17 protein-coding genes are annotated in these 16,504 nt (G+C 56.2%); 7 read left to right on the top strand and 10 right to left on the bottom strand.

Annotated features, from left to right (window positions below; genetic code table 11):
• Positions 1 to 106: 106 nt before the first annotated feature.
• The 7 genes from ACR0BZ_RS10335 to ACR0BZ_RS10365 all read left to right on the top strand — a co-directional run bounded on the left by ACR0BZ_RS10335 (position 107) and on the right by ACR0BZ_RS10365 (position 6,465).
• Positions 107 to 1,246: an ABC transporter substrate-binding protein gene (locus ACR0BZ_RS10335; RefSeq protein WP_050687560.1), complete on the top strand. Its 1,140-nt coding sequence runs from the start codon at positions 107 to 109 to the stop codon at positions 1,244 to 1,246.
• Positions 1,247 to 1,328: 82 nt separating this feature from the next.
• On the top strand, positions 1,329 to 2,192 hold the full coding sequence (locus ACR0BZ_RS10340) for an ABC transporter permease (protein WP_050687562.1): 864 nt from the start codon (positions 1,329 to 1,331) through the stop codon (positions 2,190 to 2,192).
• Positions 2,189 to 2,989, top strand: a complete 801-nt coding sequence (locus ACR0BZ_RS10345; protein WP_050687564.1) for an ABC transporter permease — start codon at positions 2,189 to 2,191, stop codon at positions 2,987 to 2,989. The genes ACR0BZ_RS10340 and ACR0BZ_RS10345 overlap by 4 nt, the downstream gene beginning before the upstream one ends.
• The gene (locus tag ACR0BZ_RS10350; RefSeq protein WP_050687565.1) at positions 2,986 to 4,071 is read left to right on the top strand and encodes an ABC transporter ATP-binding protein; all 1,086 of its coding nucleotides are present in this window, start codon (positions 2,986 to 2,988) and stop codon (positions 4,069 to 4,071) included. The genes ACR0BZ_RS10345 and ACR0BZ_RS10350 overlap by 4 nt, the downstream gene beginning before the upstream one ends.
• Positions 4,072 to 4,075: 4 nt before the next feature.
• On the top strand, positions 4,076 to 4,969 hold the full coding sequence (locus ACR0BZ_RS10355) for a polysaccharide deacetylase family protein (protein WP_050687567.1): 894 nt from the start codon (positions 4,076 to 4,078) through the stop codon (positions 4,967 to 4,969).
• Positions 4,966 to 5,409, top strand: a complete 444-nt coding sequence (locus ACR0BZ_RS10360) for a nucleoside deaminase (RefSeq protein WP_050687569.1) — start codon at positions 4,966 to 4,968, stop codon at positions 5,407 to 5,409. The genes ACR0BZ_RS10355 and ACR0BZ_RS10360 overlap by 4 nt, the downstream gene beginning before the upstream one ends.
• A gap of 27 nt (positions 5,410 to 5,436) precedes the next feature.
• A complete protein-coding gene (locus tag ACR0BZ_RS10365; protein WP_050687621.1) occupies positions 5,437 to 6,465 on the top strand; it encodes a GlxA family transcriptional regulator in 1,029 nt (342 codons plus the stop codon).
• A gap of 7 nt (positions 6,466 to 6,472) precedes the next feature.
• Here the strand turns inward: ACR0BZ_RS10365 and ACR0BZ_RS10370 are convergent, their stop codons facing one another.
• The 10 genes from ACR0BZ_RS10370 to ACR0BZ_RS10415 form a co-directional block, all read right to left on the bottom strand.
• Entirely contained in the window at positions 6,473 to 7,426 is a 954-nt protein-coding gene (locus ACR0BZ_RS10370; RefSeq protein WP_050687571.1) for an IS481 family transposase, read from the bottom strand.
• Between the two features lie 135 nt (positions 7,427 to 7,561).
• The gene (locus ACR0BZ_RS10375; RefSeq protein WP_050687573.1) at positions 7,562 to 8,794 is read right to left on the bottom strand and encodes an aminopeptidase P family protein; all 1,233 of its coding nucleotides are present in this window, start codon (positions 8,792 to 8,794) and stop codon (positions 7,562 to 7,564) included.
• 469 nt (positions 8,795 to 9,263) lie between these two features.
• The gene (locus ACR0BZ_RS10380; protein WP_050687576.1) at positions 9,264 to 9,896 is read right to left on the bottom strand and encodes a tyrosine-type recombinase/integrase; all 633 of its coding nucleotides are present in this window, start codon (positions 9,894 to 9,896) and stop codon (positions 9,264 to 9,266) included.
• Between the two features lie 350 nt (positions 9,897 to 10,246).
• The gene (locus tag ACR0BZ_RS10385) at positions 10,247 to 12,139 is read right to left on the bottom strand and encodes a type IV secretory system conjugative DNA transfer family protein (protein ID WP_152460673.1); all 1,893 of its coding nucleotides are present in this window, start codon (positions 12,137 to 12,139) and stop codon (positions 10,247 to 10,249) included.
• Positions 12,132 to 12,290 (bottom strand): DUF4177 domain-containing protein, encoded by a 159-nt coding sequence (locus tag ACR0BZ_RS10390; protein ID WP_152460674.1) that lies wholly within the window; start codon positions 12,288 to 12,290, stop codon positions 12,132 to 12,134. Before ACR0BZ_RS10390 ends, ACR0BZ_RS10385 begins: the two co-directional genes overlap by 8 nt.
• Before the next feature lie 12 nt (positions 12,291 to 12,302).
• Entirely contained in the window at positions 12,303 to 13,316 is a 1,014-nt protein-coding gene (locus ACR0BZ_RS10395; RefSeq protein ID WP_480920145.1) for an ATPase, T2SS/T4P/T4SS family, read from the bottom strand.
• 205 nt (positions 13,317 to 13,521) lie between these two features.
• Complete coding sequence (locus ACR0BZ_RS10400; protein WP_480920146.1) at positions 13,522 to 14,355, bottom strand: TraB/TrbI/VirB10 family type IV secretion system protein; 834 nt, start codon at positions 14,353 to 14,355, stop codon at positions 13,522 to 13,524.
• 11 nt (positions 14,356 to 14,366) lie between these two features.
• Complete coding sequence (locus ACR0BZ_RS10405) at positions 14,367 to 15,047, bottom strand: hypothetical protein (protein WP_480920147.1); 681 nt, start codon at positions 15,045 to 15,047, stop codon at positions 14,367 to 14,369.
• Positions 15,047 to 15,862: a TrbG/VirB9 family P-type conjugative transfer protein gene (locus ACR0BZ_RS10410; RefSeq protein WP_480920148.1), complete on the bottom strand. Its 816-nt coding sequence runs from the start codon at positions 15,860 to 15,862 to the stop codon at positions 15,047 to 15,049. The genes ACR0BZ_RS10405 and ACR0BZ_RS10410 overlap by 1 nt, the downstream gene beginning before the upstream one ends.
• Positions 15,862 to 16,497 (bottom strand): VirB8 family type IV secretion system protein, encoded by a 636-nt coding sequence (locus ACR0BZ_RS10415; protein WP_170624898.1) that lies wholly within the window; start codon positions 16,495 to 16,497, stop codon positions 15,862 to 15,864. The genes ACR0BZ_RS10410 and ACR0BZ_RS10415 overlap by 1 nt, the downstream gene beginning before the upstream one ends.
• Between the last annotated feature and the right edge of the window lie 7 nt (positions 16,498 to 16,504).

Below are 16,504 nucleotides of genomic sequence, written 5' to 3' on the forward strand. Positions count from 1 at the left end.
GTCTCATTTTACCATACCATTCTACAAAAATCAGACTGAACACTATGGTTCGGCGAAAAATCAAATGCTCTTTTGCTGGGAAAGAGTGACCAACCGGGAGACACAAATGTACAGACCAACCGTAACTTCATCACTATTGGGCTTGAACCGCCGCCAACTGCTGAAAGCTGGCGGCGCAGCCGTTCTGACAACACCATTTGTCAGCCGCGCCTGGGCGGCAACGACCGAAATCAACATGCTTGCGTGGTACGGCCATGGAGAGGCTGATGTGGTTGCGGAGTATGAGGCTGCAAACAACGTGAAGTTCGTGCCAAAGTATTATGCTGGTGGCGACAACATGCTGGCGCTGATCGCCCAATCCCCTCCGGGCACTTACGATCTGATCCTGTCTGACGCAGAATTCGTGCAGCAGCTGAACGCAGCTGGCTACATCGAAGAAATGAACCCGGCAGATTATCCGCTGGATGACATGCTGCACGAAGACTTCTCGCAGTTCCCCGGCCACTGGGCGGACGGCAAGATGTATTCCATGATCCTGCGCGGGGGGCACTTGGGTGTTTCCTACAACAAGAACTCCGTGACAGCGAAAGAAGCGGAAAGCTATTCCTGCTTCTGGAAGCCGGAGCTTCAGGGCAAAGTGGGCCATTTTGACTGGCACCTGCCGACCCTAGGTCAGATGAGCCTTTATGATGGGAATGGCGCTGACCTTTGGAACCTGAACGACGATCAGTGGTCCAAGGTTCAGGAGACCACCATGAGCCTGCGCTCGCAGGTTGGCGGCTTCTTTGACTATGGCGGCACGTTCAATGGCCTGAAAAACGGCGAGATGCAGGCGATGGTTGGCATCGGTGACTGGATCACCGGCGTTCTAGAAAAAGACGGCGCGCCTGTCGCGTCCGTGATCCCGAAGGAAGGCGGCATTCAGTTCACTGAAAGCTATTCCATCGGCAAGGGCAGCGAAAAGGCCGAAGAGGCCAAGAAGTTCATCCAGTACATGATGTCCCCTGCAGGTCAGGTGAAATCTGCACAGATGGCGGCCTATCCCGGCTTCTGCGTGACCAAGGCTGGCCGCGCCGCCCTGATCGAGGCTGACATGGCGGAAGCCAAGCGGTCGCACCAGGTCGATGGTGATCCGCAAGATCCGATCGCACTGATCAAGGAAGGCCGGGTCCATTACCGCGACATTCCTCAGCAGCAGACGCTGGAGGACTGGAACGACTTCTGGTCCGAGTACAAGAGCGCCTGATCTAGGGCCCAAAGAACCAAAAAAGGGCGGCCAACAGGTCGCCCCCTTTTTCCCTTAAGACGCGAAAGCCCTGCACAGCCCCATGTCTTCCAATCCTGAAAATCGCCCAAGCCTTTATGCGCTGACGTGGCGTTTGCCGATCATCTTCTGGCAGCTGATCTTCTTTGTCGGGCCGGTTCTGTTCATGGTCGCGATGTCGTTCTTCCTGGTGAAGAACTATCGCATGACCGAAGCCTTCGAGTTCGTGAACTGGTCGCGGATGCTGACGCGCGGGTTCTTCTGGGACAGCTATTGGTACACGATAGGCATCGCCACACTGTCCACCGTCTGCGCGATGTGTATCGCCTTTCCGGCAGCCTTTGCATTGGCCTTCCGCGCTTCTGAAAGCACGCGACGCTGGGCGATCTTTCTGCTGATCATTCCGTTTTTCACCAGCTATCTGGTGCGCACATTTTCATGGTTCGTGATTCTGTCCGAAAGTGGCGTGGTAAATGCCGTGCTGGGCTACATCGGCCTTGGCCCCTACACCATGCTGAACACCAACTTCGGCACGCTGGTGGGCTACATGACTCTGACCCTGCCGCTGGTGGTCATACTGCAAACCGTCACGATGGCCAATATCGACAAAAACCTGATTGAGGCGGCGCGCAACCTTGGCTGTTCGCCCCTGCGCACGATCTGGCAGGTGATCATTCCACTGTCCAAGACCGGGCTGATCATCGCGGCGATCTTCTGCTTTATTCTGTCCTTTGGTGACTTTGTGGCACCCTTCTATCTGGGCGGATCGCAGGAACCGACCCTGCCAATCCTGATCCTCGATACCACCAAGTCCGGCCAGCAATGGCCGCGCGCAGCCGTTGTCGCGATCATGATGATGGTTACGCTCTTTGCCATCGCCTTCACCGGCATTGCTTTGGCCTATCGCAAGGGGAAGGGCGCAAAATGAAACAGAGCCGATCCCTCAACTTTATCCTTGGCATCTATGTCGTCCTGATCTTCGCCTTCGTATTTGCGCCCATCATCTTCAGCATGATCTTTTCCTTCAACTCGCAGCGCTTCCCGACGATCCCGTTGGGTGAGTTTTCGACCGAATGGTACGCTAAGGTCCTGGCCGATCCGGACATCTGGAAAGCCGCGCGCAACAGCCTGATCGTCTCCTGCTCAACGGCTGTGATCGCGACATTCCTAGGCTTTTGCACGGCCTATTCCGACTTCCGGTACAACTTCCGATTCAAAGGCCCGTACCTTGCGCTGATCCTGCTGCCGCCCACGATTCCGCTGATCATCATGGCGCTGGCCATGCTTGCGTGGCTGTCCAAGATCGGGATGTCCGGGCAGCTTTATTCGATCATCATTGCGCACAGCGTGCTGACAGCACCTTTTGCCATGGCTGTGATCCGCCTGCGGCTGAACCAAATGGACCCGGACCTCGAATCCGCTGCATGGAACCTGGGCGGATCGGAATGGCAGACCATGCGGCATGTGATCGTGCCGTTCTGCAAGCCTGCCATTTTTTCAAGCCTGTTCCTGACGGCCGCTGTCTCCTTCGACGAATTTGCTGTGTCATGGTTTGTCTCTGGCCTGAATTCTACGTTGCCCGTGGTCGTTCTCGAAATCGTTCAGGGCAATATTGACCCGCAGGTCAACGCCATCGGGACATTCGTCTTCCTCACATCAATGACGCTGGTTGTGCTGGCACAGCTCTTCTTCGCCAGCCGCCAAATCAAGGGCCTGCACGCATGAGCAAACCGCTGGTTGTCTTTGACAAAGTACAAAAGCACTTCGGCAATTTCGTTGCAGTTAAAGAACTGGATTTCGAAATCCGCGAAGGTGAGTTCCTCGCAATCATGGGGCCATCCGGCTGCGGCAAGACCACAACTTTGCGCATGTTGGCTGGCCTCGAAGCGCCGACGCACGGCGAGATTCGCCTAAATGATCGAGTGATGAATGACGTTGCCCCGCACGAGCGCGACACGCCTTTGGTTTGGCAGTCACTCGCGCTCTTCCCATTCCTGACGGCGCGCGAAAACGTCGAATTTGGTCTCAAGATGCGTGGCGTTGACAAGGCGGAACGCAAAGAGCGTGCGATAAAGTGGCTCGACAAAATGGGGATCCTCGAATTTGAGAACCGCCATATTTCGACCTTGTCAGGTGGCCAGAAGCAACGTGTTGCACTGGCTCGTTCGCTGGTGATGGAGCCACAGATCCTGCTCTTGGACGAACCATTGTCAGCTCTGGATGCTCATTTGGTAATTCGCATGCAGGCCGTCCTCACGGACCTTCAGCGCGAGTTGGGGATTACCTTTGTCTACGTGACCCACTCCCAGTCCGAGGCCTTTGCGATGGCCGACCGCGTCATCATCATGGGCAAAGGCGAGATTGGTCAGATCGGCACGCCCAAGGAAATCTACCGCGCCCCTGCAAACCAGTTCGTCGCCGAGTTTGTGGGCCGCAACAATATTCTGGCAGGCAAAGTCAAATCTGTTGACGGCGGTACGGCGCGCATCACAACCACCTCTGGCGAATTCACAGTACCCACGAACGAGGTGCAGCTGGTCGAAGACCACAACGCCAGCTTCGTGATCTCCGCCGATCTGGTGCACATCGCATCAGAAGAACCCGTCGGCGGGAACAAGGCGTATTGCAAGCTGATTTCTGAAGAATTCGTCGGCTCCATGGTCACCCTGTTCCTCGAAGACGCGCAGGGCCATGAATTCAAGGTCCAGATGCAGGAACGCGAACTGTCCAAGTTCGATCTGCACTCTGGTGATGAAATCTGGCTGTCGTGGGACACGCAAAGCGCCCACGTCCTGAACGAAAGCTGACGATGTGATCCGCAACCCCATCCCCTGGCCCAATGGTGCCAAATGCGCCGTGGCAATTACGTTCGACATGGATGCGGACAGCCTGATCCACATCGCCAAGCCCGAAGACAGCCACGACCGGCTCTACCCCATTTCAATGGGCCGCTATGGCCCTCTGGTCGCGCTACCCCGCATCCTCGACACCTACCGGTGTCTGGGCCTGAAGCAATCGTTCTTCATCCCCGGCTGGTGTTTGGAGACCTACCCGGATGTGGCCGAGGCGATCCTGAAAGACGGGCACGAGATCGGCCACCACGGATACTTGCACGAAGACCCTATAAAGACACGCGGGGAGCAGCGCGAGTGGTTCGAGCGCACGCTCGATGCGCATATGCGCATCTGCGGGCAAAAGCCGCGTGGTTACCGTGCACCGGTCTACAACATAACGCAGGAAGTCGTCGATCTGATGATCGAACACGGCATTCGCTATGACAGCTCAATGATGGCCGACGACATTCCGTACCGTTTGGACACGGCCAATGGATCTCTCTACGAAATGCCTGTGCATTGGGGTACCGACGACTGGCCCCCCTTCGCGCATTACGACGAGATTGGGTACATGATGCCAGTTGCAAGCCCGTCGCACGGGCTCAGCGGTTTCTGGGAGGAATTCGAGGCGCAGTATGACGCCGGTGGTTTCTTTATGCTGATCATCCATCCTTTTCTCACAGGGAGATTGGCGCGGTGGAAGCAGGTTGAAGCATGGATTGCCAAAACGCAGGAAACCAAAGACGTCTGGTTTGCCACCCTTGACGAGATTGCCGATCATATGGACCAGTTGCAGGAGAATGGCACCTGGATGCCAAGCGTTGAACGGCTGCCCTACTACGACGGGCCAATCCTGGGGGACAAGACATGAACGCTGACGACACACGCTTGCTGCGCATCGCTTACGACGAGGCCAAAGCCGGGTTTGAAGAAGGCGGGTGCCCGATAGGTTCAGTGCTGGCGCGCGGCGGCGAAGTCGTAGCCCAAGGGCGCAATCAACGTGTCCAAAAAGGCGACCCGATTGCCCATGGCGAGATGGATGCGTTGCGCAAGGCCGGCCGCCAGAAGACCTATCGCGACACGACGCTTTATACGTCGCTCAGCCCGTGCATGATGTGCACCGGGACGATCATTCAATTCGGCATCCCGCGCGTGGTGATCGGCGAAAACACCAACTTCGGCGGGAACGAAGAGTTCCTACGCTCGAAAGGCGTTGAAGTGATAGTCGCAGATGACCCCGATTGCATTGCTCTGATGCAGCGCTTCATCGATGAAAAACCGGAGCTCTGGGCAGAGGACATCGCGGAGTAATCGCGTCCTGTGATCAAAAACGAGAGCATGACTGTAGATCGGCCGGATCTCGTGCCCGCGGGGGCGTTCAGCTATCCGGTCAAGGATCCCAAGGCAACCCGGTGGTTCGGGTTCCTGCTGTTGCCCCAATTCACTTTGCTCGCGTTCAGCGCTGCTCTGGATCCTCTGCGCATCGCCAACCAGCTGTCCCAAAAACCACTCTATGGATGGCTGGCCATCTCAGATGACGGCAGGGCTGTTTCGTCATCCTCCGGCATCGATATTGATGTGCATGGCAGCCTGGACGATCTGAACCCCGATACCTACCTCTTTGTCTGTTCGGGCAACAATAGTATTCAGGCGGCCTCCGACGATGTCTTGGGGGGCATACGCCGCCACGCCCGGTTTGGCGGCAAGCTTGGCGGCATCTGCACCGGTGCTGCGACCCTCGCGCGCGCGGGTTTTCTCAGGGACAAGACTTTCACCCTTCATTGGGAAAACCAGCCCGGATTTGTTGAGGCATTTTCCGATCTGGAGCCCACACCACAGAGGTTCGAAAGGGACGGAAGTCTGCTGACTTGCGGTGGTGGTGTTGCGGCAACTGAAATGATGATTTCGATCATCGCCGAAGACTATGGCGAAGACTTTGCAATCGCCGTTTCGGATATGTGTTTGAACGGCCCCGATGTCGCGACCCGCAGCGAACAGCGCTCCTCAATCGCCAAGGCCATCAGCTCTCGCAATCCTCGTATCCTTGCTGTTCTGCGGGCCATGTATGACAATATCGAGGACCCGCTGACGCTCGATGAACTTGCCACAAGCGCGGGTATTTCGCGCCGTCAGATTGAACGTCAGTTCAGACAATTGCTGAACGAGGCTCCGGCGCAAACCTATCGCAACATCAGATTGGAACGCGCGCGCACATTGCTTACAGAAACCAACCTGAGTGTCATGGAAGTTGCCATGGCGTCAGGGTTCAACTCGAACAACGTATTCTCACGGCATTACAAAGAGCGATACGGCGAAACACCCTATGGGCACCGAGGGCGGCTCAAAACGGTGGGCAACAACAAATAGTGTCGCGCTAGATGTGGAACCTCAACAGGTTGTTCCGATCAAAGTCTAGCCGGCTGATGGGTGGTTTTGATTTTAGCGCCGTGTGTGGGCGGTGCCAATTGTAGAGGTGGGTCCAGACCGGCAGATCGGCGGCGCGGTCGTCTGAGGTCTGATAGACTCGGGCGTAGGCCCATTCACGCAGAGCAGTCTGGATGAACCTCTCGGCTTTTCCGTTGGTTTTGGGCGTGTAGGGTTTGGTGCGGATGTGGCGGATGCCAAGCTCGGCACAGGCGGCCTTGAAAGCATGAGATTTGTAGCACGACCCATTGTCTGTCATCACCCGCGCAACCTTCACCCCGATGGACGCATACCAGGCCACCGCCGCATTCAGGTGCGCCACCGCGCTCACCGCCTTTTCGTCGGGATGGACCTGGGTGAAGGCCAGGCGCGAGGCGTCATCGACACAGACATGCACATGTTCCCAGCCGATCCCTCGGCTGTTCGACTGGCCTGTCCTGTCGCCCGTGATGCGGTGCCCGGCGCGCTCAAACTTGCCAAGACGCTTGATATCGAGGTGGATCATGTCGCCGGGATGATCGCGTTCATACCGGCGTACAGGCTCGGCAGGCTCCAGATCGCGTAGCCGCGAAAGGCCCGCCCTGCGCAGAACCCGGCTGACCGTCGCCGCCGAAACGCCGGTCCTTGCCGCAATATGTGCCCCGGTAAGACGCTGACGGCGCAAGGCGATGATCCGGTCTGCCACGTCATCAGGCGTAGGATTGCGCAGAGAATAAGGGCGTGAACTGCGATCCTGCAAACCTTCGCGCCCCTCCTGTTCATACCGCCGCCACCACTTCGTGGCCGTCTTGGCAGAGCAGCCGCAGATCGCCCCAGCCTGCGCAAAACTCATCCCGCATGCAATCATCCCCACTAGCCGCTCTCGACCCAATGGCGTCAGTCTGGCATTCTTGTGCACGTTCATTCGATCCCTCCGAACAAGGTTGGTGCTTGGTAACTCCAACCAACTCGGTCTGGATCGAATGGACAACCTGCTGAAAGCTCACAGCTAGAGCCGGTATGAGCAGCTGTAGCCGCTCATACCTTGGATCAGGACTGTTTACCCGACGACGTTGTGCTCCGGTCCGTAGGGGAAACCGGTGATGTTCTCGTTACCGTCTTCGGTGATGACCAGAATGTCATGCTCGCGGTAGCCGCCTGCGCCGGGCTGGCCATCAGGAATCGTCAGCATTGGCTCCATCGAGATCACCATCCCCGGTTCAAGCACAGTGTCGATATCTTCCCGCAGCTCAAGCCCTGCCTCACGGCCATAGTAATGCGACAGAACGCCAAAGGAATGGCCATATCCAAAGGTCCGGTACTGCAGCATGTCGCGCTCCGCAAAGAAGTCGTTGATCTTGTGCGTGACCTCGGCGCAGGACACACCCGGCTTGAGCAAGCTCATTCCGTATTCATGGGCAGCGACATTCGCTCCCCAGACCTTGAGGCTGGCCGGATCCACCTCCTCGACGAAAAGTGTGCGCTCGAGCGCCGTGTAGTAGCCCGAGATCATCGGGAAGGTATTGAGGCTGAGGATGTCACCGCGCTCTAGTTTGCGGCAGGTCACAGGGTTGTGCGCGCCATCGGTGTTAATGCCAGACTGGAACCAGACCCATGTGTCGCGGATTTCAGAATCTGGGAACCGTTTGGAAATCTCCAATTCCATCGCATCGCGTCCGGCCATGGCAACGTCGATCTCGCGCGCTCCGGTTTTGATCGCGTCCTTGATGGCATATCCACCAACGTCCGCTGTCGCGGCACCTGCTCGGATCAGTTCGATCTCTGCCTCAGATTTGTGCATGCGCAACCGCATGGTTGTCGGCGCGATGTCTTTCTTGACAGAGGGTGCCAGGAATTCATCCATCAAGCCCAGTTGTGTATAGGAAATGTGATCCCCTTCGAATCCGACTACCTTACCGGACCCCGTCACAGACTGGATCGCACGCCAATAGTTGTTCCGCTGCCAATCAGTGTAGGTGATGTTGTCACCATAGCCACGACGCCAGGGCTGTGCCGCGTCGATGCCTGCGCTGAACGTGACGGTTTCGGTCGCTGTGACCACCTGAGCGTAAGGCCGACCAAACGCACAATACAAAAAGCCCGAGTAGTAGGAGACGTTGTGCATTGAGGTTAACACGCAGGCATCAATGCCCTCATCGGCCATGACCGCACGCAGCTTGGTCAAGCGTGCTTCATATTCGGCGTCGGCAAAAGGCAGCACCTTTTCGCCTTGGTGAAAACGGTAAAAATCTGGGCGCTGTCCTGCAACGCCAAACTCGGATATTCCGGACATCGGTATACTCCTGTTCAGGCCGAGTGTGACGAGGAGGAGCGTGCTTCATACCGGTTGCACCTTCCCTCACCACAAGAGCGGCAAAGCAAGATCCCGGCGTTCAGGATGGTTGGATAGGGATGCTCTAATCGGAATTCGGTTAGTGACGACGCCATCGTCAATCCCATGGTGCACTAATAGACAAAAAGCATCGCCCAATCAAGAATGTTCACCGCCGAACTTCTGAAAAGACGCAAGCTGTTAGCTGACTTTGGACGCGTCCTCTTGCACGCTCACCCTGACGACGACGGGAACGTCCCACAACCCTGCGGATTCGACCAAACCCAGATTTTGCAGCCGCAGGGAACAGCCGCAATGCCCGCTTCGACCGCAGCATCCGTGACTATGGGTTCGCATTTCGTTTTCGACGTCGCGTGATCTCAGATCTCTTATGATCTGGCGAACGGTAAGCACCGTTCGCCAACATTGCTTAGATATCGATGCGCTCCGCAATACTCAGAGCATCTTCCAACTCAACGCCTAAATATCGCACCGTACTGTCAACTTTTGTGTGACCAAGCAGAAGCTGCACCGCGCGAAGGTTGCCAGTCTTGCGATATATCTCGGCAGCTTTGGTCCGACGGAGCGAATGAGTGCCGTAACCGCTGGGTTCCAGTCCAATTGCAGTCACCCAATCACGAACAAGTCGAGCATATTGCCGCGCGGAGATGTGAGGTCGGTCATGAAATCGGCTGGGAAACACGAAAAGGCGGCCGATCATTTCAGGCGATCTAACCCAAGCAGTAACCGTTTCTCTCGTGTTTTCAGTCAGTTCAAACCGAACCGGCTGATTGGTTTTGCTTTGGATCACCGACACTCGTTCGCGAACGCGATCATCTCTGACCAAATCGGTCACGGCGAGTTTGACTAAGTCGCACCCTCGCAACTTGCTATCAATCGCGACGTTGAACAGCGCGAGGTCGCGAAGGTAGCCTGCAATCTCGAGCCGAGCGCGGATTGCCCAAACTTGTTTGGGAAACAGCGGCCGTTTCTGGCCGATTATCCGCCCTTTGTTCCAAGCTTTGCGTTTTGGGGTGACTGCGGGAAGTTGGACTCGTGGCATAACATGCCCTCCAATCCTCCCTCCAAACCCAGACGTCAGCGCCGCGCTGACGTCTGGAGCATAGCATCGGGTCGACACGCTGTAGCCCATCGATGGTGTTTAGCTTTTTTGCCTTGGTTTTTTGACGTGGGAAGCTCCGCGACCTGATCCTTGAATGCCACACCAAAGCTCCAGATTGCGCGAATGGCTGCTTCTTACACCGTGTTGCAGCATCAAAACCTTCGCCAATGCAGCACAATCCGTGCTGCGAGCGCACGCAGCACAAAATAAGGACTTCCGGTGTGGGCTCTCTCCTGCCGTTCTCTGCATATTGAAGTAAGGTCCGGTTCGGCCGCGTCCTGTTACCCCCGTCAAGTGAAGGCGCTACTTTCAGCCCGTTTGGCTTTCATTTTCTCCATCGCCATATCTTTCGCTGACCGACTTTTCCGCTTTGCGACCGTGCGCTGCGCATCAAATGCCGCCTGAAGTTCCTGGTCTTTTTCAGAAACCTCTTTCACCGGGGCAGGGGCCGGTTTCGCATCAGCCACTGCCTTTGCCGTATCCTTGGCCTGCTCTTCAGCAAGATCCAGGTGTGTCCCTTTGATCTTTGGCGTGTCGCCACCAAGGAACTGCATGAAATAAGGATCTTCGAAATATCGAATCTTGTTCGCAATCACGGGCATCTTGCCTTCGCGGATCAGCACAACCTCGTTTTCCGGCAGACGACCAACGTGCTCTGGCCGGAGCAGCCGAATGCCTTCTTCACGCTCTGATATGCTGCCCATTTCCATCTTGCCGAGTGCTCGAGACTTCGACTTGCTTATGACCGTTTTGTCCCCGATGGACCTGGACACATGTTCGCGTACTTCGGAATCCTCTGAGGCGGCAAACATCTGGGTTCCAGCGTTTGCCAGCATCGCCCGCACACCCTCGTGCCCATAAATGTCCTGTAGGCGCGACAGTGTTTGCGAAATCACCACGAGCCTGCCCCCGAACGATCGCATGGTGTCATAGGCTTCAACAACGCGCTCAAGATGGCCGAGGCGTTGGAACTCATCGAGCAGCATCAAAACCTTGAACGGCTCATCTTCGCCCGGCTCAACAGTTTCGATGGTGTTCACCAGATCGAGGAAGAACAGGCGAATGAGCGTCCGGAACTCTTTGACCTTTTTCCCTGGCACGGAAAAGTAGATCGAGCTGGGGCGCCGACGCAGATCTTCAAAGTTGATGTCATTGCCCTGCGTGGCTCTTGCTACCGACGGGTTGCGCCAGAGCTGCAGGCCGGAGTTCAACATAACCGAAATCGTTGACCGCAGGATTTTGGATTCTTCGGCTGCAAGATTCAGAAACTCATCTGCAGCTCGCGCATATCCAACTTCTTCAGCCATTTTCTCATAGTCCTTTTGCTTGGTCGTTTTGACCAGGCGCAGGACTTCGGAAATGTATGGCCGCTTTCTTTTGATCGCCAGCATCGCCATTGCGCAGAACATGCCTTCAACACCACCCATAAAGCCCTGCGCGGACGAGCTGGGCGTGTCGAACATCTGAGTTGCAACCTGAATCACTTCTTCCCATCGCCGGTCCAGATTGTCGGCACGTGCTGCGCGGCGCAGAGGGTTGTAGCTGTGGCTTTTGTCGGGGTTCTCGGGGTCGAACATAAAAACCTCATCGCCCATTGCTGCCCGACGCGCGCCGGTTGTCTGGAAAATCTCGCCCTTGATGTCCAGGACGACGCAAGACCCATTGAAACGCAGGACATTCGGGATCACAAAGCCGCTGGTTTTGCCCGAACCAGACGGGGCAATGAACATCGCGTGCGGCTTTTGGACACCGGGGCCGGGCTTATAGTAGATCGCGTTTTTGTCCTTTGGCTCACCAAATTTGGCAAACACGATTTCACTATCCAATTTGTCTTTGAGCTTCAGAACCGACGCATAGCCTTCCTGGACGAGCTGAGGGGCCTTTGCAAAGGTCGCATCACCGTATTTCGTTGAGGGACCACGCAGCGCAGCCGCCACAAATGCAAAGGTCAAAACACCCACTGCGACCACCGCCACCAGACCCATGATCTGCTGCGTCTCTGCAGGCTGTGCCATGAACTTCTCTGGGATCGCCCAGATGTCCAGCCCGCGAAAGCCTCTGGTGTTGATGTATTCGAGAGCCAGCCCGACCACCAACACCGCGCAAGCCGAGGTAGCGATAAAGCCCATAGTACCGGCTATCGCGACCTTCTTGCCTTTGGGTAGATCCTGAAACTCAGCCATCGGTCAGCTCGCGTTTGAAGAAGCACACGATGCCAAACTCGGCAGGTACGACGCCGACCATTTCCCAACCGTCTTGCCCGAGCTTCGCAAACTTCTCGCCTGCATTTTCCTCTACCCGCATCAAGACATTACGATACTCAAATTTTTTCATTCTATTTCTCCTTCAGATAAGTTGATCAGCGGTCATCAGGGGTGGGAAGATCACTCCGTTGACCTTCCGTTCGTCACCGATTTTCTTCATGTGAACGATCATGTGAATGGTGGCCCGGATGTCATCGACCACTTCTGACTTTTGAACGGTCGGAGATCCGCGACGCACCATCTTGCTCATACGTCCAATGGCATCTACTGGTGAGTTGGCGTGCATGGTACAAACAGAACCATCGTGGCCGGTGTTCACCAGTTCCAGGAACATATTTGCGTCGTCGCCCCGAATTTCACCGCAGACGAGGCGGTCAGGCCGTAACCTCAGCGCCGATTCCAGCAGCTTTGTTGGTGATCGAGGGCCATCTTCTTCGGAACGGTCAGCAAGTAGATCGACAGAATTGGGTTGCTCGATGTCCAGCTCGGCCACTTCTTCAATCGTCACGATCCGTTCGCCAGGATCGACGCGCTTCAGCATTGCATTGAGAACAGTGGTTTTGCCAGACGAGGTGCCCCCGGCAATGATCACGTTCCATTTGCTTAGCATCGCAAGGTCGGCCAGCTCGTCAAAGTTCATTGTTCCGGCAGCGAGAGCAGCCCGAGCCTTTTCAAGCGCGCTGTGATCGTTGCTTTCCGCCAACGCCGCCTCTTTGCAGGCGAAGCTGAACGCGCCCAGATCGACGGTTTTCACGCGGAGCAGGCGGATCGCCACGGACCCCACGCCGGTTGTTGCTGGCGGAATCACTACCTGCACCCGCGCTTTACCCTGCTGTGTCGGCACGTTGGCCGTCGCAATCGGCTTCTTTTCTCCGAATGTCACATCGCTGAAACCGGCCACGCAGCGCCCGATGTTTTCTACATCATCTCTGTTTAGAGAGATGTCTGTCCTGGTCATGTGCGTTGTGCCCATTTCTTCGACCCAGACCGATCCGTCAGGATTCACAGAAATTTCGCTCAGGCTTTCATCGTGCAACAGATGCTCGATCTTGCCTGTATAGTATTCCAGAAGGCTATTACCGTTCCGCCCGCTCATGTTCTTGTCCTTGGTAGAGCACTTTTTGGAACACTGGAGGTTGCCTTCGCTGCCTCTCGGCTTTGCCTCGAACGCGAACGCACCCACATGAGATTCATTGATTCCAAAAAGTGCTGAATTGGCGTCAAAAAAGGCCGCTACCGCACTCGATCATGCTGGCAGCGGCCGGAAAGACCGCTGAAGCGGTCGGCTCATTGGCTCGCGCTCAGAAGCTATCGAACACAACGTCGCGCTGCAGGATCGCGTTGATACGACTGCCCTGATCGACAAAGATTGTCGGAGTGATGCGCAGGTATTCATCAAGCGCCGCTGCCGTGGCGTTCTGCAGGTTTGAACCCACTTGCGTTGCCAGATCAGTGCGAACCGAGTTGTTGCTATCGTTGTCAGACACCAACGCCACCGGCGCAATGCCGATGATGGACAACAGCGCAGCAGTTCCGAACCGCTTCCCAAAGTGTGTGTTCACCCTGCCGGTCGCACCTGTCCGGCCCTGACCGTCCGTACCAGCCGATCCGATCTGAGCGGACAGGCCGTCAGGCGTGATGACACGGCTCCAAACGATCATGATGCGCGTTTGCGCCAATGTCGTATCCGCTCGATACTCGCCATAGAGCTTCGATCCGCGCGGCAGAAGCAAACGCGTGCCGTCCATCGAGTAGACGCCACGTGTGATCGTCGCCACGACGCTACCGGGCAGTTCCGAGCTGACCGCGCCACCGAACACAGCCGACAAAACCGTGCCTTGCGTTAAGGTGCGCGACGGATCGTCAATGATCGAGGCACCGACGATGGGGGGATATTCTTCGACCAGATTGTTCTGCCATGTCGTGTTTTGGTTTTCCTGATAGCCGCGCTGTTCTTCAGGCAGGCGGGTGTCGTCTGGCTGGACTTGAACCGGCTGCGGCGCAGCAGGGAAGGGTTGGAAAATGACTGGCTGCGATCCACCATTGATCGGCTGGTAGTTTTGACCGGGTGCTTCCTGTGCCATCGCGCTTGACGCCAACGTGACCAGGGCGAGGGTGATTGCTGTTCTGTTCATCGTCAGCTCCATTAGTTTCTGCCGTATGGGTTTTCATCGAACACGATGCCGTCTGACTGGTTTTGGCGCTCGCGCATCCGCTTGAGTTCTTCAAGCCTGCGCCGCTCATCATCAGTCAGACCCGTAGTCTGTAAGTGGCTTACGCTGGCAAGTGCCCGGGCCTCTGCATCAGCAACCGCCTGGACAAGCTCAGTCTGAAACTTTTTCTCGCGTTCATCATATCTGACCTGAAGGCGTTCGTTGGTCAGGTTCAGCGTTGCGATTTCACCGTCTTTTTCGGACAGCGAAACTTTGGCGTCCGTCAGCTCATCTTGCAGATCGGAAATCCGACCGTTCTGTTGCTCGATAGTTTTCAAGGCTTGTTTCAGACCTTCGGAATCGACCTGTGGCACGGCTGCTGGTGTCGCTACCGCTATTGTCTCAGGCAAGGCTTCGGGTTCCGGTTCATCGACCTCTGGCCCTCGTGCCGTCAAAAGCCCATAACGCTCACCACCACTCTGTTGCAGAGCGTCAACGCGAACGCCTGTGTTTGAGCTTTTGTTTTCATCGCCCAATACGAACCAAGCGAAACCCACGAAAAACGCCCCACCTACGGCAACGACAAAGAGCTTCTTAGGGTCGAACTTCTTTCGGACACGTTGCGACGGCTGTTCAGCCGCCGCCCGTGCCGCAATTGTTTGATCGCGGTTCATTATTTGCTGCCCCCCGGTTTAACTGTCTGTGAAGTAACGGGCCGACCGCTCACGCTTGCCTGCTGAAACTCGTCGCCATCGTTTCGAACACAGATCGAAGTGTCCTCGATGCGCAGTGTCCAAAGATCGGAAAGGCCCTGCACCTGGATAATGCCGCGCTCTTTGACTGTGGTGTTCACCATCAGCTCACGTCCATCCGGCAGGACACGGAAGATACCCGGCAGCTCCGCATCTTGTGGGATCTGCATATAGGTGTGAACGCCATCGTCCCAAACGGCGGTAGGCGCAAACTCCGCTTTGCCCGAGCGCGAGTAGTTTTGGTTGACGAAGCGGCCTGTTGGTTTCGGCTCGCTACGTGCCACCGTGCCACGGCGCGTTGTGGTCCCGCCGCTGTTGTTCTTGTTATAGAACGTGACCCGGAACGGTACTCGTTTACGTTCGGCGGCGCTCTCGGCCGGAACCAGATAGAAGTTGTATGTCCCGCGATTGGTCAGCACGGTCAGGTTCGAATCCGAGTTCAGGATTTCCGGCTTGAACGCAATAACACGACCTTCCTGCAGGCGGGTGATCTGAAAACTTTCCGTGTCGCCCGCACCAATGCTGCGGACGGTTTCGCCCTGCGGAAAGTGAACATAGGTAATCAGGCGTTCACCTACAGTGATGCGGTACACCTGGTTCTCGACGTAATGGAAATGCGTGATGCGATGATCCGCATTCTTTCCGTCTGGCGTCGGTGTGATTTCAGCGAGCAGAGGCGTAGAGAATGCCAAAACTGCTGCGGCGGTGGCGGTGAGTGTTTTGAAAGAACGCTGCATCAGACCTTCCCTATGGCGTCTACGCGGTAGTTGGTGACGACGAAGCCGAACGGATTTTCCAGAAGCTCATCCATCGACGTCACGATTTTTTCCTCAAACCCGTAGGTCACAGTGACCACGTAGCGGGCTGAGGCCGTTGCTTGGTTTGGCACGATCAGGGACTTGCGGATCTCGACCTGCACCGTCTCATCGTTGACCGGCGAGACGCCCAGAATTTCGGTCTGCACCTTTGTCTTGGGCGTATAGATTTCGTCAGGATGGTTGTCGTTCGAACCGTCCCACAGTTCGCGGTAGGACGTTTCGGCCAGCTCATCAGAACGACGCAGCACCGATTTCAGGCGCTCGTTGTTGTCCTGGACATCATAGGTTTCCCGGTCGCGCACATAATTTGCGACTTCACGGAAGGCCATCGCCTCAGAAGGTTCCAGTTCTTCGACTTTTTCAGTCAGCAGGACCGGCAGTTTCGTGTCCGGATCAATGGAGAATGGCACCGCGCGGATTTCCTTCAGGGGAAGGAGCATCGCCCAGCCAATCATAGAGGCCACGCCCATTGCCATGCCGACCATGCCGAATACCTGCCATTTGAAGGCATCGCGGCGTGCGCCCAGAAAGAGTTCTTTTTCGTGATCTGTCACGTGTGAC

It is taken from the genome of Ruegeria sp. P8, from assembly GCF_056534665.1.

Coding starts and splice junctions, on each gene's coding strand:
- ACR0BZ_RS10335 (WP_050687560.1), top strand. CDS start 107: ATGTACAGACCAACCGTAACTTCATCACTATTGGGCTTGAACCGCCGC.
- ACR0BZ_RS10340 (WP_050687562.1), top strand. CDS start 1,329: ATGTCTTCCAATCCTGAAAATCGCCCAAGCCTTTATGCGCTGACGTGG.
- ACR0BZ_RS10345 (WP_050687564.1), top strand. CDS start 2,189: ATGAAACAGAGCCGATCCCTCAACTTTATCCTTGGCATCTATGTCGTC.
- ACR0BZ_RS10350 (WP_050687565.1), top strand. CDS start 2,986: ATGAGCAAACCGCTGGTTGTCTTTGACAAAGTACAAAAGCACTTCGGC.
- ACR0BZ_RS10360 (WP_050687569.1), top strand. CDS start 4,966: ATGAACGCTGACGACACACGCTTGCTGCGCATCGCTTACGACGAGGCC.
- ACR0BZ_RS10365 (WP_050687621.1), top strand. CDS start 5,437: ATGACTGTAGATCGGCCGGATCTCGTGCCCGCGGGGGCGTTCAGCTAT.
- ACR0BZ_RS10370 (WP_050687571.1), bottom strand. CDS start 7,426: ATGAACGTGCACAAGAATGCCAGACTGACGCCATTGGGTCGAGAGCGG.
- ACR0BZ_RS10375 (WP_050687573.1), bottom strand. CDS start 8,794: ATGTCCGGAATATCCGAGTTTGGCGTTGCAGGACAGCGCCCAGATTTT.
- ACR0BZ_RS10380 (WP_050687576.1), bottom strand. CDS start 9,896: ATGCCACGAGTCCAACTTCCCGCAGTCACCCCAAAACGCAAAGCTTGG.
- ACR0BZ_RS10385 (WP_152460673.1), bottom strand. CDS start 12,139: ATGGCTGAGTTTCAGGATCTACCCAAAGGCAAGAAGGTCGCGATAGCC.
- ACR0BZ_RS10390 (WP_152460674.1), bottom strand. CDS start 12,290: ATGAAAAAATTTGAGTATCGTAATGTCTTGATGCGGGTAGAGGAAAAT.
- ACR0BZ_RS10395 (WP_480920145.1), bottom strand. CDS start 13,316: ATGAGCGGGCGGAACGGTAATAGCCTTCTGGAATACTATACAGGCAAG.
- ACR0BZ_RS10400 (WP_480920146.1), bottom strand. CDS start 14,355: ATGAACAGAACAGCAATCACCCTCGCCCTGGTCACGTTGGCGTCAAGC.
- ACR0BZ_RS10405 (WP_480920147.1), bottom strand. CDS start 15,047: ATGAACCGCGATCAAACAATTGCGGCACGGGCGGCGGCTGAACAGCCG.
- ACR0BZ_RS10410 (WP_480920148.1), bottom strand. CDS start 15,862: ATGCAGCGTTCTTTCAAAACACTCACCGCCACCGCCGCAGCAGTTTTG.